Origin of the sequence: Pseudarthrobacter sp. NamB4, from assembly GCF_005796185.1 — a bacterium.
Lineage (GTDB): Bacteria > Actinomycetota > Actinomycetes > Actinomycetales > Micrococcaceae > Arthrobacter.
On the sequence record NZ_VAHM01000022.1, the window covers coordinates 1 to 14,558 of the forward strand.

General features: G+C 63.4%; 12 protein-coding genes. 8 read left to right on the forward strand and 4 right to left on the reverse strand.

The genetic code is table 11. The annotated features are described in order from the left end of the window. Positions 1-317 precede the first annotated feature (317 nt). The 3 genes from FDW81_RS16770 to FDW81_RS16780 form a co-directional block, all read right to left on the reverse strand. A complete protein-coding gene (locus FDW81_RS16770; protein ID WP_138135349.1) occupies positions 318-1,220 on the reverse strand; it encodes a Rieske 2Fe-2S domain-containing protein in 903 nt (300 codons plus the stop codon). A 107-nt stretch (positions 1,221-1,327) separates the two neighbouring features. Beyond that, a complete protein-coding gene (locus FDW81_RS16775; RefSeq protein WP_138135350.1) occupies positions 1,328-1,627 on the reverse strand; it encodes a putative quinol monooxygenase in 300 nt (99 codons plus the stop codon). Between the two features lie 39 nt (positions 1,628-1,666). Continuing rightward, positions 1,667-3,106 carry a cation:dicarboxylate symporter family transporter gene (locus FDW81_RS16780; RefSeq protein WP_138135351.1) on the reverse strand — a complete coding sequence of 480 codons (1,440 nt, stop codon included), beginning with the start codon at positions 3,104-3,106 and terminating at the stop codon, positions 1,667-1,669. A gap of 248 nt (positions 3,107-3,354) precedes the next feature. Here FDW81_RS16780 and glgX point away from each other — a divergent pair, with 248 nt between their 5' ends. Next, positions 3,355-5,586 (forward strand): glycogen debranching protein GlgX, encoded by a 2,232-nt coding sequence (gene glgX, locus FDW81_RS16785; protein ID WP_138135352.1) that lies wholly within the window; start codon positions 3,355-3,357, stop codon positions 5,584-5,586. Positions 5,587-5,741: 155 nt separating this feature from the next. On the opposite strand, the gene FDW81_RS16790 is transcribed toward glgX, so the two are convergent. Then, the gene (locus FDW81_RS16790) at positions 5,742-6,773 is read right to left on the reverse strand and encodes an Lrp/AsnC family transcriptional regulator (protein WP_138135388.1); all 1,032 of its coding nucleotides are present in this window, start codon (positions 6,771-6,773) and stop codon (positions 5,742-5,744) included. Between the two features lie 138 nt (positions 6,774-6,911). Here FDW81_RS16790 and FDW81_RS16795 point away from each other — a divergent pair, with 138 nt between their 5' ends. From FDW81_RS16795 to FDW81_RS16825, 7 genes are all read left to right on the forward strand, one after another. Beyond that, the gene (locus tag FDW81_RS16795; RefSeq protein ID WP_138135353.1) at positions 6,912-8,144 is read left to right on the forward strand and encodes a M20 family metallopeptidase; all 1,233 of its coding nucleotides are present in this window, start codon (positions 6,912-6,914) and stop codon (positions 8,142-8,144) included. Between the two features lie 96 nt (positions 8,145-8,240). Beyond that, positions 8,241-9,530: an MFS transporter gene (locus FDW81_RS16800; protein WP_138135354.1), complete on the forward strand. Its 1,290-nt coding sequence runs from the start codon at positions 8,241-8,243 to the stop codon at positions 9,528-9,530. A gap of 56 nt (positions 9,531-9,586) precedes the next feature. Continuing rightward, positions 9,587-10,471: a SipW-dependent-type signal peptide-containing protein gene (locus tag FDW81_RS16805; RefSeq protein WP_240720374.1), complete on the forward strand. Its 885-nt coding sequence runs from the start codon at positions 9,587-9,589 to the stop codon at positions 10,469-10,471. Continuing rightward, positions 10,458-11,069 (forward strand): signal peptidase I, encoded by a 612-nt coding sequence (locus FDW81_RS16810; RefSeq protein ID WP_138135355.1) that lies wholly within the window; start codon positions 10,458-10,460, stop codon positions 11,067-11,069. The genes FDW81_RS16805 and FDW81_RS16810 overlap by 14 nt, the downstream gene beginning before the upstream one ends. Beyond that, entirely contained in the window at positions 11,056-11,766 is a 711-nt protein-coding gene (locus FDW81_RS16815; RefSeq protein ID WP_138135356.1) for a hypothetical protein, read from the forward strand. The genes FDW81_RS16810 and FDW81_RS16815 overlap by 14 nt, the downstream gene beginning before the upstream one ends. Next, on the forward strand, positions 11,763-13,457 hold the full coding sequence (locus tag FDW81_RS16820) for a choice-of-anchor G family protein (protein ID WP_171027261.1): 1,695 nt from the start codon (positions 11,763-11,765) through the stop codon (positions 13,455-13,457). The genes FDW81_RS16815 and FDW81_RS16820 overlap by 4 nt, the downstream gene beginning before the upstream one ends. A gap of 265 nt (positions 13,458-13,722) precedes the next feature. Continuing rightward, positions 13,723-14,523: a hydroxypyruvate isomerase family protein gene (locus FDW81_RS16825; RefSeq protein ID WP_138135358.1), complete on the forward strand. Its 801-nt coding sequence runs from the start codon at positions 13,723-13,725 to the stop codon at positions 14,521-14,523. Positions 14,524-14,558 lie beyond the last annotated feature (35 nt).

The following is a 14,558-nucleotide window of genomic DNA, read 5'->3' on the forward strand; positions in this document are numbered from 1 at the left end:
CCGGGGATACCGCCCGGGCAGGTCATGCCTGGTGGGCAAAGGCAATCTTTGGAGCCCCATCAACCGATGACTACTGCCATGCGCGGAACTGTCGACTACCTCCGGGCTCCTCTCCGCCGGAGAGGACGGTCTACACCGGTTCCTCTACAGCGTCCAGAGCTGATTGAGCACGGAATTCCCTTCCGGCAGGGCCGAGGGCAGTAACGCGCCCAGCCGGGTTGGAGGCGGCAGTTCGCCTGGTTAAGGAGTTGGGGCAGCGGGGGCTGGGACTGAACAGTCGGCGTTCGGCTTTGCGTCTGATGCTTGCGCAGGGGCAGTCAGTCCGCCCCGGGTAGCCGCACCTCCACCAGGCCACCACTTACCCGCGTCTCGAACACCGGCTGCTTTGCTGTTGCCGGACCGCCCTGAACCTCTCCCGTGCGCAGCGAAAACTTGCTGCCGTGCCATGGGCAGACGACGCATGGGTCACCGGCACCATCAATGCCCCCGTCCTGGAGCCTGCCGCCCTTGAGCTTGCCTTCGTGCAGCGGTCCGGCGAGGTGACTGCAGACGTCGGACAGCACGCGGACATCCTCTGCCTCCCGATAGACAAGCAGCGGGATCCCGGCCACAACGCCCTTGTGGAGCTGTCCTTCCGGCAGCTCTTCCAGCGGCGCCAGCGATTGCCACCCGCTGGGGAACCGATGCGGAATGTCCTCGCTGTGGTTCACACCGGCTGCCTGGCGGTAGCTGAGGTGCCCACCCAGGAAACCACTGGCGCTCACTGTGGCGAGCCCCAGGTATGCGAGCATCTTTCCGCTGCCTTGCCTGCCCCTTGCGCGCTGCACCAGCGAGGCGATGTAGAAGCCCGTTGCCGTGACGTTCGCTGCAGCATGGACCAGGCCCACGCGCTGCTGCTGGCTGTGCAGCTGCGTCCAATCGGTGAATCCGGCCAGTGCCGACGGAAGCACGCTGGCGGTTCCCACCCCGATCAACACCCTCGCTGCGTTCTCGCTGCCAGGGATCGCGTCAAGGACGCCGGCTGAAACCCACGCTCCGATGGGAACTTGGACTGCGAGCGGGTGGACAGGATGACCGATGGGAACCCCATGCAGGACGTCCCGGGCCCAGCGGGGCCGGACCACTTTTCTCACGGCTTTCCGGACCTTCTTGGCCACGGGATCCAGCCACTCGGCATCTTCCAGGCGGGCAACAAGCTCAAGTGCAGGCAGCGGTCTCATGTGACTCCCTTACCCCGTTCGTCGGTGTCCAGTCGTGGGGGCAGCCTAGTTGCTGAGCGACGGAAGGAACAGGGTCGTTAGGGGAAATCCTGCAGTGCAGATCCTGGTCAGCGGAGCGGCGAGCCCTTCACCGTGAACTGGTTTCCACCCATCTCCCCCGAGAGCAGGGGCATGGCTTCGGCGATGGCCGCCTGCACGCTCTCCAGCTCCAGGGATGCACGGTGTGCCTCCGGGGACTCCCACAGCTCGCAGACGAAGACGGTGTCCGGCGCGGCGTCGTTAACGCCCACCTCGTACAGCAGGCAGCCGGCCTCCTTCAGCCCGGCCATTGGCCGGACCAGGATGGAGACGACGGCCTCACGCTGGCCCGGTTTGGTGACAAGGCTTCCAACATTCGCAAAGGTCATGGGAACAGTCTGCAACACGGTGGCCGACAGCGCCGGACGCTACCGTGCCGTTGCCGGCGACGGGTCCGCCGCTTCCCCATCCTGCGCCTCAGGTGACGGAGCGACGTCGGCCCTCACCCCTTCCCCGCCCGGGACCGGAGGCGCGCCGGGCTCCAGGGCATCATCCGCCGTCGTACTGTCCCCCGCAAAGGCGCGCAGCATGGCGCTCCGATCGAACTGGCCTTCCCATTTGGCGACAACAAAAGTGGCAACACAGTTCCCCAGCAGGTTGACCACCACCCGCATGGAGTCCATGAGCCGGTCGGCACCCAGGAGGAGGGCGACACCAGCAACAGGGAAGATCCCCAGGGCGCCGGCCGTGGCCGACAGGGCCAGGAACGCCGAACCGGGAACGCCGGCCATGCCCTTGGACGTCAGCATCAGGACACCAAGCGCAGCGAGCTGCTGGCCAAGATCAAGGTTGTATCCGAAGGCCTGCGCCAGGAAAAGCAGCGAAATGGACAGGTAAACGGCAGCACCGTCGAGATTGAATGAATAGCCCGTCGGGACCACCAGTCCGGTGGTGGCGCGAGAGCAGCCGGCATTGGTCAGCTTGGTCATGATGCGCGGCAGCACGGATTCAGTGGAGGCGGTGCCAAGGGCCAGCATGAATTCCTCGCGGGTGTACTTCATGAACTGCCAAAGCGGCACCCGCGGATAAACCCACGCCACCACAAACAGCAGGCCGATGAACACGACGCCGGCTCCGTAGCAAGCAGCGATGAGCAGGGCATAGGTGCTCAGTGAGCCCAGGCCGTACTGGCCAATGATGAACGCCATGGCGCCGAAGGCACCCACCGGGGCCACCCGCATCACCCAGGCCATGATCTTGAAGAACAGTTCCAGCACCGTTTCCATCAGGGTAATCACCGGCAGGCAACGCTCACGGCCCACAACAACGATCGCCGCACCAAAGAACACGGCGAAGCACAGCACCTGCAGGAGGCTGTTGCTGGCGAAGGCGCCCACTACGCTGGTGGGAATGATCCCCAGGAGGAAAGCACCAGCATCCTTGGGCGGCGCGGTGGAGGTTTTCGCGGTGAGGGCGTCCTGCGAGAGCGACGCCGGATCGATGTTCAGTCCTGCGCCGGGCTGAACGAGGTTCGCCACCAGGAGTCCGAACACCAGGGCGAAGGATGTGGCGGCGGTGAAGTAGAGCAGCGCTTTGACGCCCACCCGGCCCACAGCCTTGACGTCGCTGACCGCCGCAATGCCGGTGACGATCACCAGAAAGATCAACGGGGCGATGATCATTTTGATCAGCTGGATGAACCCGTCCCCCAGAGGCCGGAGTGCGGCGCCGATGTCCGGCCAAAAGTGGCCGATGACAATGCCGGCAAGCACCGCCACCAGGATCTGGAAGAAAAGGGACCTGTAGAGCGGCGTTCTGCGCGCCCCGGTGTCCGGCTGTTGGGAGGAAGCTGTGGCGGTGATGTTCATGCGGGTGCCTGTTCGTGAGGGACGGACGGCACACGCGATGCCGCAAGGTCATTGGCAACAGTAGGAATTTCATGTTTCCGGAAAGAAACATCCGTAATGCGGAACTATTAATTTGGTCAGCGCGCACTATCCAAGCAGGCTCCCCCGCGGCCACAGTCCCCTTTGACGCTCTGCTTTTGCTCACGCCCCTTCGGGCTGGGTGTCGCACCGCTGTGGTTGGATGGTGTTCTCTTGGGATGGAGGCGGACATGGAAGTCTGGATGGGGAGTCCTTATCCGCTGGGTGCCACTTATGACGGCAGCGGTACGAACTTCGCGGTCTTCAGTGAGGCCGCGAGCGCGGTGTACCTGTGCCTCTTTGATGAGGACGGCGTGGAGCAGCGGATCCGGCTGGAAGCCGTGGACGGGTTTGTCTGGCACTGCTACCTTCCGCACGTTTTGCCGGGGCAGTTGTACGGCTACCGGATGGATGGCCCGTACAACCCTGCGCAGGGCCTCCGCTGCAACCCCAACAAGCTGCTGATGGACCCCTATGCGAAAGCAATGAGCGGGAGCATCACCTGGGGTCAGCCGATGTTTTCCTACAACTTCGGTGACCCGGCCTCCTTTAATACCGATGACTCCGCACCGAGCACGATGCGGTCGGTGGTGATCAGCCCCTTCTTTGACTGGCAGCACGACCGCCCGCCAAGGGTCCCCTACAACGACACCCTGATCTATGAGGCCCACGTGAAGGGGCTGACCATGACGCATCCGGAGGTGCCGGAGGAGGAACGCGGCACCTACGCCGGGATCGCCCACCCTGCCGTGATCGAACACCTGCAAAAGCTGGGCGTCACGGCGATCGAACTGTTGCCTGTGCACCAGTTTGTTCATGACAGCGTGCTGGAAGACCGCGGACTCAAAAACTACTGGGGCTACAACACCATCGGCTTTTTCGCCCCGCACGAAAGCTACAGTTCCAGCACCAGGCCCGGCCAGCAGGTGCAGGAATTCAAGGCGATGGTCCGGTCCCTGCATGCGGCCGGGATCGAGGTAATTCTCGACGTCGTGTACAACCACACGGCGGAAGGGAACCACATGGGCCCCACCCTGTCCTTCAAAGGAATCGACAACCAGGCGTACTACCGACTGGTGGAGCATGAAAAGCAGCACTACCTGGACTACACGGGCACCGGCAACACCATCAACGTCCGCCACCCGCACGCCCTGCAGCTGCTGATGGACTCGCTGCGCTACTGGGTGCTGGAAATGCATGTGGACGGCTTCCGCTTCGACCTCGCGTCGGCCCTGGCAAGGGAGTTTTACGAGGTGGACCGGCTGTCCAGCTTCTTCGACCTTGTCCAGCAGGACCCGGTGGTCTCACAGGTGAAGCTCATTGCCGAACCTTGGGATGTTGGACCCGGCGGCTACCAGGTGGGCAACTTCCCGCCGTTGTGGACCGAGTGGAACGGGAAATACCGCGACGCCGTCCGCGACTTTTGGCGCGGCGCTCCTGCCACCCTTGGTGAGTTTGCATCCCGGCTCGCTGGATCATCGGACCTTTACGAGAGCTCGGGGCGGCGGCCGGTGGCATCCATCAACTTTGTCACCGCGCACGATGGCTTCACCCTGCGCGACCTCGTGTCCTACAACTCCAAACACAACGAAGCCAATGGAGAGAACAACAACGACGGCGAGTCCCACAACCGCTCCTGGAACTGCTGTGTTGAGGGTCCTACCGATGATCCGGAAATCCTGGCGCTGCGGGCACGGCAGCAGCGCAACTTCCTGGCCACCCTGCTGCTCTCGCAGGGGGTGCCCATGGTGGCGCACGGCGATGAGCTTGGACGGACCCAATACGGAAACAACAACGCCTACTGCCACGACTCACCGTTGTCCTGGATCAACTGGGATGCCGCGGATCAGCCCCTCAACGAGTTCCTTGCCGCCGTTTGTACACTGCGCAGGGAACATCCCACCTTCCGCCGCAACAGGTTTTTCGAAGGCAGGCCTGTCCGCCGTGCCCTCGGGCAGCCGCTGCCGGACATCGTCTGGCTCAATAGGGACGCGTCCGAAATGGTGCCGGAAGACTGGGGAAACCCTCTCGCCCGGGCCCTCGGGGTGTTCTATAACGGTGAAGCCGTCGGCAAGGACCACCGCGGCCGCGTGATCCGGGATCACAACTTCCTGCTCTACTGCAATTCAGGAGACGAGCCGGTGGACTTCACGCTTCCCGGAGCGGAGTACGCGCCTGCCTGGGAGCAGCTGATCGATACAGCAGGTGAGCATGCAGGCACCGGGATCCTGGAGGCTGGCGGCACTGTAAAACTTGCCTGGAAATCCCTTCTGGTTCTCCGGGCCTACACCCCGCCGGAGAAACGCGACCATTCCGTAGCTGCCTCGCTCGCCTTGCAGAGCGCCGCGGCCCCGGAGCCGGCCAACGCGCCACTTACCCAGGTTGCTTCGTCGATGGGCAGGCCGGGGCGGACGGAGGAATAGAGGACGGCAGGAACGCAAGCATTGAACACGGGCCGACTCTTGGAAAAAGCCCGTAAGTCAGGGTATTTCGGCCCCTACCCCAGCCTCCGGACAGAGGCGGATGCCCGGTTGTTTCATTGGGCCTGCTTGCGGGTCCACACTGATGCCTGCACGTCTCATTCTGCGGCACCTGGTTTGCGTGCATGCACGACGGCGCCACTCGCCGTCGTATCGTCATTCAGCATCCAGCCCACCCGCTTGACCGTCCGGAGCATCACCACGCTTTCCACCAGGTCTATCCCGGGGACTTTTTGCTGTAGCGCCAGTTCGGCCGTCATCACGTCCGCCAGGGACTGCAGCCACATGATGATCACAAAGTTGGTGGGGCCGGTGGTGGAGGCGCTAAGCCGGACGTTGCTGATCGTTCTAAGCGCGGCTGCCGCTTCCTCGTGCCGGCCGGCGGGAACATTCGCGAACCACTGGCAGGTGACCGGGTAAGAGGAGTAGGACTGGGCAATCTCGCACCGGAACAGCAGAAGCCTGCTCGCCAGGACGCGGTTGAGCTGCCGCTGCACGGTGGCCGGATGCCGTCCCAGTTCCCGGGCGATGTCCGCCGCAGTTGCCCGGCCGTCCCTGGCCAGGAACGGCAGCAGATCCAGATGGTTTTCAGGAAGCCGGGCACCACCCGCTGCCGCCTGCTTGGTGTCCGGCCGGCCCTGCTGTCCAAGCGTCCGGAGCGCGGCCAACTGCGATTTGCCCAGGATATTCAACCGCCATTCATCCGCACTGGTGTGCAGCCTGGTGCACAACGCCGACTGGTACTTGGTGAGCCCTTCAATGCCCTTTAGCCGACTGCCCACCTTTGAACTGAACTCCTCCAGTGACCTGGTGATCACTGTCAGCATCAGGTCCCGGTTGCTGGCCGCCTCCTCCACGGTGACGATCTCCGGAATGGCCGCCAGCTGCGCCGTGACACTTTCCCGCAGGTGCATCTCGCTGTCCACAGCAACAAAGGCAAGCAGCATCTGCCGGGGATCCCCCGCCAGATGCGCTGTCACCCACGCCGCGCCACTGGACCTGAGCCGCTCCCAGCGCGCAGCGAGCGTGGTGGCGTGGACGCCCAGCACCTTTGCCGCATCAGACCAACCGAGCCGGGGATAAGCCTGCAGAACCTGGACCAGGGCCAGGTCCTCCTCGCTGAGCTCCATGGGGGCATCACCTTTCAGCATGCATGAATCCTGCGCTGCGAATGCAGAAAAAGCGGATTACCAGCGCTTTTCGCCTATGTGAACTGCACCACTTCAGAATAGTCCACGAAGCCCAAGCTGATTGCCAAGGAGTTGCAAGTGACGATTACCGCCGATGCCAGGGACCTGCAGGACGACCTGATCCGCCTGCGCCACGATCTGCACCGGCAGCCGGAAATCGGGCTGGAACTTCCCCGCACCCAGGAACGCGTCCTGCGGGCCCTTGACGGCCTGCCCTTCGAGATCACCCTGGGCAAAGAGACGACGTCGGTCACCGCGGTGCTGCGTGGCCAGCGATCCTCACCACAAAAGGCCGGCAGCAGGCAGCGGCCGGCAGTACTGCTCCGCGCCGACATGGACGGGCTGCCGGTCCAGGAGAAAACGGGCGTGGACTACACCTCAAGGACCGACGGCGCCATGCACGCCTGCGGCCACGACCTCCACACGTCAATGCTCGCCGGAGCCGCCACGCTCCTTGCCGAGAAGCGGCACCAGCTGCAGGGCGACGTCGTCCTCATGTTCCAGCCGGGCGAGGAAGGCTTTGACGGAGCCAGCCACATGCTCCGCGAAGGGGTCCTGGATGCAGCGGGAGCCCGCGTCCAGGCGGCGTACGGGATGCACGTCTTCTCCTCGCTGGAACCGCACGGCACCTTCTGCACCAAGTCCGGCGTCATGCTCAGTGCCTCCGACGGCCTGGAGGTCACGGTGCTCGGCGCAGGGGGCCACGGTTCCGCCCCGCATGCCGCCAAAGATCCGGTGACGGTCACTGCCGAGATGGTCACCGCGCTGCAGGTGATGGTCACCCGGCAGTTCAATATGTTCGATCCCGTGGTCCTCTCCGTGGGCGTGCTGCATGCCGGCACCAAACGGAATATCATCCCCGAAACCGCGCGCATCGAGGCCACCATCCGCACTTTCTCGGAGGCGTCGCGCCTGAAGATGATGGACGCTGTGCCGCGCCTGCTCAAAGGCATCGCGGCAGGGCACGGGGTGGAGGTCCAGGTGGACTACTTGGAGGAATACCCCCTCACCATCACCGACGGTGACGAAACGCACACGGCAGAAAACGTCATCTCCGAACTCTTCGGCGAGCGCCGCCTCTCCCGCTGGGCCACCCCCTTGAGCGGTTCCGAAGACTTCTCCCGGGTGCTGGCCGAGGTGCCCGGCACCTTCGTGGGGCTCAGCGCCGTCGCCCCGGGCAGCGATCCGGCCACCTCGCCGTTCAACCACTCCCCCTACGCAACGTTCGACGACGGCGTGCTGGGTGACGGAGCAGCGCTTTACGCCCAGCTGGCCATCTCGCGCCTTGCAGCTCTTTCAGCAGCCCCATAAACCTTCAACACCGACCTAAACCTCCGCACCGCCATAACCACCGGCAGCAGCGCCGCTGCCACGCATCATGCACACACCGACCAACAGGAAGTCATCATGCCCATTGCAGTAACCAGGCAGCAGACTGGACGCGTGTCCACCACGAAGACCATCGTCGGAACAGGCATCGGCAACGCCGTCGAATGGTACGACTGGGCCATCTACGCCACCTTCACACCCTTCATCGCCAGCCAGCTGTTCAGCAAGGCAGACCCCGCGTCGGCGGTCCTGTCCACCCTGGCGATCTTCGCCGTCGGCTTCGTGGCGCGTCCTTTCGGCGGCTTCCTCTTCGGCTGGATCGGCGACCGGGTAGGCCGGAAGACGTCCATGACACTCGCCGTCGGCCTGGCCTCGCTGGGCAGCCTGCTGATCGGCGTCGCTCCCACGTTCGCAAGCGTGGGTGCCTGGGCGTCGCTCATGCTGCTGGTGGCCCGGCTCATCCAGGGCCTGGCGCACGGCGGCGAACTGCCGTCGTCGCAGACGTATCTGTCCGAGATGGCGCCCAGGGAACACCGCGGCTTCTGGGCCACATTGATCTACACGTCCGGCACGGTGGGTATCCTGTTCGGGACGCTGCTCGGTGCCGTCCTGAACATGACTCTGACCGCCGAGGCGATGAATGCCTGGGGCTGGCGCATTCCGTTCCTGCTGGGTGCCGCGATGGGCCTGTATGCGCTAATCATGCGGTCGCGGCTGCATGAGACCGAGGCGTTCGAAGGCGAGTCCGTGTCCGAGAAGCGGGCGCCGATCTGGCCGCAGATTGTCCGGCACCGCAAGCAGGCGCTGCAGGTGATCGGCCTGACCGTAGGCCTCACGGTTATCTACTACATCTGGGGTGTCGTTGCTCCCAGCTACGCGACCACAGCTCTGAAAATCGACCGCGGCGAGGCGCTGTGGGCCGGCGTCGTCGCCAACATTGTGTTCATCGCCGCACTGCCGGTGTGGGGCAAGCTGTCGGACCGGATCGGGCGCAAGAAAGTGCTCTGGGCTGGTGCCATCGGCTCGGCGCTGTTCCACTTCCCGATGACATGGCTGCTGAAGGACTCGGCCTGGCAGCTGGCGGTGTCCATGTCCGTGATGCTGATCTTCATTGCCGCGAGCGCCGCCATTGTGCCGGCCGTTTACGCCGAGCTGTTCCCGACGTCGATCCGCACCGTTGGTGTAGGCGTTCCGTACTCCATCTGCGTGGCGTTGTTCGGCGGAACGGCCCCGTACCTGCAGCAGTGGCTGGGCTCCTCGCTTGGCGCGCCGCAGGTGTTCAACGTGTACGCGGTGGTGCTGCTGGTAGTCAGCGCCGTGTTCGTCTTCACCATCCCGGAAACGAAGGGCAAGGACCTGACCCACTAGGGATTTCTGGCTGGGCATGCCGAGGGCAGTTAACTAGTTAACTAACTGCCTTCGGCATGCCTGCTTTGCTGAATTTCCTTCCGGTAAATTCCCCCGCTTTACCGATTCTTGAGGCTTTCTTTCAATATATTGCGCGGTTTCTTGATGCCGTTCGTGGATTGTTGACGTACCAAAAACATTACGAGTGCGAATTCCGGGGGGACTTCATGAACGCAAAGACAACGCCAAACCGGTGGACCAAGGGCCGCGCCATACTGGCCGGAGGCCTCGTTTTGGGCCTGGGGGCGGCCGCCACCCTGGCATCCTGGACAGACAACGAATGGGTGTTCGGCGGCTCGGGCAACGGCATTGGCCCCAACACGCCAGGAACCGCTGTGGTGAACATGCAGCAAAACACGTGGACCGGAGCTGGCGGTGCCGAGCACTGGAACGATCAGCCTTCCGCCAACGGCGGCGCGCTGACGTTCACCGTGAGACCCGACAAATTGCTGCCGGGCCGGACGGTCTACTCGCCCATGCAGCTGCGGGCGGCCGCAGGATCGGAAACGTTGGACGTTCGTCTCACCGACGGGGTCCAGGCAGGAGGCAGCGAAACCGGCATCATCCCGCTTTCAGGTACCGACAACAACAGCACTGCGCTGTACCAAGCGCTCCGGTACAACGTCTATCAAGGTGTGGACAAAGACTCCTGTGAAAAAGGGAACGTTTCTGCAGGCAAAGCCATTATCGTGCCACTCGACCCGGATACCCCTGCGTCAGCTACTTATCCACTGAGCAATAAATCGGAACTCTTTGTTCTTGCAGCTGGAACCGATGCTGCCACAGCTGGCAAGGCCGTAGACCTCTGCTTCGCCCTTACGCTTCCTGACGGCGCTGCCACCAGCCTGCAAGGGAAGAAAACGGTCCCCGTCTGGGGGTTCACCGGCAGTGCGAAGGTCTAGCGGAACAGTAGCCCTGCACCGGCTCCTGAACGCCGGCAAGGAAACCGCCCTCACCGCGCTGGCCGTGGCCGGGTGCCTGTCCCTCCTTGCTGTTGCCGCGGGAGCATGGCTTGGCGTCAGCCTGATAGTCTTCCGGACCGGTTCGATGTCGCCGGGCATCGAACCTGGTGCTGTTGCCGTAGTACGGGAGGTCCCGGCAACATCCCTGCAGCCCGGCGACATTGCCACCGTCCAGCGCGAGGAGTCAGCACTTCCTGTGACCCACCGTGTGGTGGCTTCCGAAGCAGATCCGGCAAACGCACAAAAAGTCCTCCTCACCCTTAAAGGCGACGCGAACACCACCGAAGATCCGGTGCGCTACCACGTGGAAAGCGCCAAGAAGCTCATCTTCGCGGTTCCCGAACTCGGCTCATGGGTCATGCGGCTTCAGAGCCCCTGGCTAATGGGATTCACCACGGTTGCCATGGCTGCGCTGGTGACGGTGACGTTCTGGCCCCGGAAAGGAGCTCGTCCTGAAACTCCTGGGAGGGACAGCTCGAAAGAAGGAGTACCCGTCCAGCAAATTCCGAAGGAGCAGGCACCGTATGACTCGGCCTAAGCCGTCCTGTGTTTCCCACCCGTTGAGGAGCTGTCTGGCCGCCGGCATGGCGGCTGCCCTGCTCCTGTCTTCGGCTGCCACCGGGCATGGTGCTTTACGTAACGACCGGGAGCACATGCGGGAAATTTCCGAGACCGGACAACCGGGGCTGCTGAGCCTGACTTCCTCAGTACTGCCACTGGAAATCCCCTGGCTCAAGCCCGGAGACAGCTTCAGCTGGCAGATTGGGTTGCACCTTGCGGAGCAGCCGCTGGCGGATGGAAGCGTGGAATTCATTCCCTTTGGAGGTCTTGTCCAGCCCGCCACGAACTACCTGTTGACCGCACGCCGTTGCGAAAAGCAGTGGGCAGGGCAAAGCGGGACCAATGCCTCAATGGCATGCGCCTCAGGCGCCAAGATCGTGCTGTCCGATTTCCCCCTTGGGTCGGGTGCGACAGCCAAAGTACCGCTCGGTGACATCACCGCTTCCGCCGCTCCCCACATACTCTTCACCCTGTCACTGCCTAAGGAGGCATTTCCGGGTGACCCCTTCACTTTCGCAATTGGTTTCACAGCCTTGGGCGACGACTATCCCGCACGGCAGGATGGCCTGGCGGAAACGGGAGGCCGGGTCTCGGGTTTTCTCACGGCAGCTGCCGCCCTGCTCGGAGCCGGGCTGTATGTGACATTGAGGGGCCGACGGAGGAACATCCTGTGAAATTGCCAGACCGCCTGCAGTCCGGTGCCATAGTTGCAGGCATCCTCGCTGTTGCGGTTGCCGTTTGCGGCACTGCCCTGACGGATGCCGCCTGGGTGGACAACGAGTACGTCCACACCAGCGCTGGCACCGACGGCCGGTGCGAATCCAACAGCGGAATTGCCAGTTCGGCTTCAGCCCGCGAGGTTAGCGGCAGCTTGCTGGGCACCGACTTGGCAAACATCGCCTCGGTCAACGGTGTCAGCGTCACGAACGACGGGGCCGGCACCAGTAGCGCGAGCCCTGGGGCCATACAGATTGATGACAACACCTTCAAAGCACCCCTCGACCTGGACCTGCTACGCGCCGACCTGCTCCGTCTTACGCTCCCGCTGGGCCTGCCCGTGGGTGCCGTTGACGTTTACAGCCAGTGGAGCCAAACCCTCAATAATGGCAATTCAACAGCAGCCGCAGGCCTCATCACGGACAGTGGCGGTGCCTTGGGCATTGGACAGGCACAGAACCCCGCTGACCCTCCCGTTATGGCCGCGCTTGATCTCGGGGCCCTGGCCCCGGAGTCCCTGGCCGGCATGACCCTGGAAATCGGGGCGGCATCAAGCCTTGCTGGACTCACCCAGTGCGGGGGCCTCGGCAACGGCTGGCAAGGCCCGCTGGCCCAGCCCCAGATCCACCGCTCGTACGGCATAGCCGCACTCGATTTGAAAAGCAGGCTTCCGGCTTTAGGAACAGCCGCATCCGAAGCCGGTTCGCTTGTGGATGGGGTGCAGACAAGTGTTACAGCTGCAACCGCGACAGTGGAGTCAGCCATCGCCAAGGACCTCACTGCCGTGGCCACGTCACTCTTGGGCGACCTTAGGTTGGGCAGCGTCAGCACGAAGGTGACCATGTCACAGCTGGACCCGACACCGGTCCGGGAACTCCTCAGGGCCACCATGACCGACAGCAAAGGGCTGCTGACCGTCGATTTCGGTACCGGCCATGTCCACGTTGATCTCGCGAAAACCACGGGTGGGATCAACGGTCTTAACGGCCGGGCCCCCAATACCCACATCCTCCTGGACCAAACCACCACGGCCGAGCTCTCAACGGCCCTTACACAGGTACTTGGCGAGTGGAAGAACCAAATCGTGGCCGCGATAACTGCCGCCGTCCGTTCAATGTCAGTAACTGTCGAAGCCACAGTACAGGTTCATGCTTTAGACGCCCTGGCCTTATACGTCCCCGCCGCCGACATAAACCTCGGCCTCGGCCCTGTGCCCGCTGGCCGGCTCATGGATCTGCACGCCGGAATTTCGGGTACGGGGCCAGTGCCGGTCTCGTCATCTATTGATCTGCTCGGTGCGGTGAACCCACCCACTGCAACACTGGATGCCCTGGCATCGGGGCTTGCCGCTGCCCTTCCCGACATCACCGGCAGGGCCCTCAACCATGAACTCATTCTGGGAGTTGCGGCTAAACTGGAATCCTCTCTCGGGTCGTCGCTCATGCCCGTTGCGCCTGCCCTGGCCGCGGGTCTGGACCGTCTGAACAACCTGCTGTCCATCATGGTGAACGTTCAACCGGACCAGCCGGGCTACCCCCTTCCCGCCACCGGCAGCCCCTACAGCGTGTCGGCCCTCCGGCTGTCCTTCGACAGCCTGGACACCTTGCATTTGTCGCTGGCCACATCATCCGTCGGTTACGGCAGCTAAAAAGTTCTTCCTTCACACTTCCGTGAGTGTGCGCGCAGGCACCTGGTGAATTCACGCCGGGTGCCTTTGCCGTTAGCTGGAGAGCAGGAGCACCGGCGGTCCGGGTTGAACGTGTCTTAGCGCCTCCCTCACCGTTCCCTTGACTCCTCCCCCAACCTTCCCTACACTTTTCATAACGCAGAATCTAAATTCCGCAAAGCGGAAACGGCAAAAAAGCCGGTAAGCAGGGGAAGATAGATCAAAGCCCTCCTCGGAAGGACCTACGATGACGTACACAGTGAACTGCTCCATCCTCCTCACGGAGCTTCCCCTGCTGGAGCGCCCGGCCGCCGCCAAGGCAGCAGGTTTCGATGCCGTGGAGTTCTGGTGGCCCTTTGAAACCTCCGTCCCGGCCGACTCCGAGATCACCAGGTTCGAGAACGCCATCAAGGACGCCGGCGTTCAGCTCACCGGCCTGAACTTCAACGCCGGCAACATGCCCGGCGGCGACCGCGGCCTTGTGTCGTGGACGGGACGCGAGTCCGAGTTTAAGGACAACATCGAAGTTGTCACCGGCATCGGCGAGCGTCTCGGCTGCAAGGCTTTCAACGCTCTCTACGGCAACCGGCAGGACGAATCCACCCCTGAGGAGCAGGACGAACTGGCAGCCAGGAACCTCGCCTCAGCAGCCCAAGGAGTCGCCCGGATCGGCGGCACCGTCCTCCTCGAACCCGTCAGCGGCGCCCCCAGGTACCCGCTCCTCACCGCCGACGACGCACTCAAGGTCATCGCCCGCGTCAAGGCAGAGGCCGGCGTCGAAAACATCAAGCTCCTCGCGGACTTCTACCATCTGTCCGTCAACGGCGACGACGTCGAATCCGTCATCGAAAACCACGCCAAGGACTTCGGCCACATCCAGATTGCGGACAACCCCGGCCGTGGCGCCCCCGGCACCGGCACCCTCCCGCTCGGGGAATGGATCGCCCGCAGCCGCGAACTCGGCTACCAGGGCTACGTCGGGCTCGAGTACAAGGAACCGCAGGAAACGGCCTTCAGCTGGGCCATCCGCGAACACGCCTCCCGCTGACCCGCACCCCGCACCACCACAGACTTCAGAAAGAG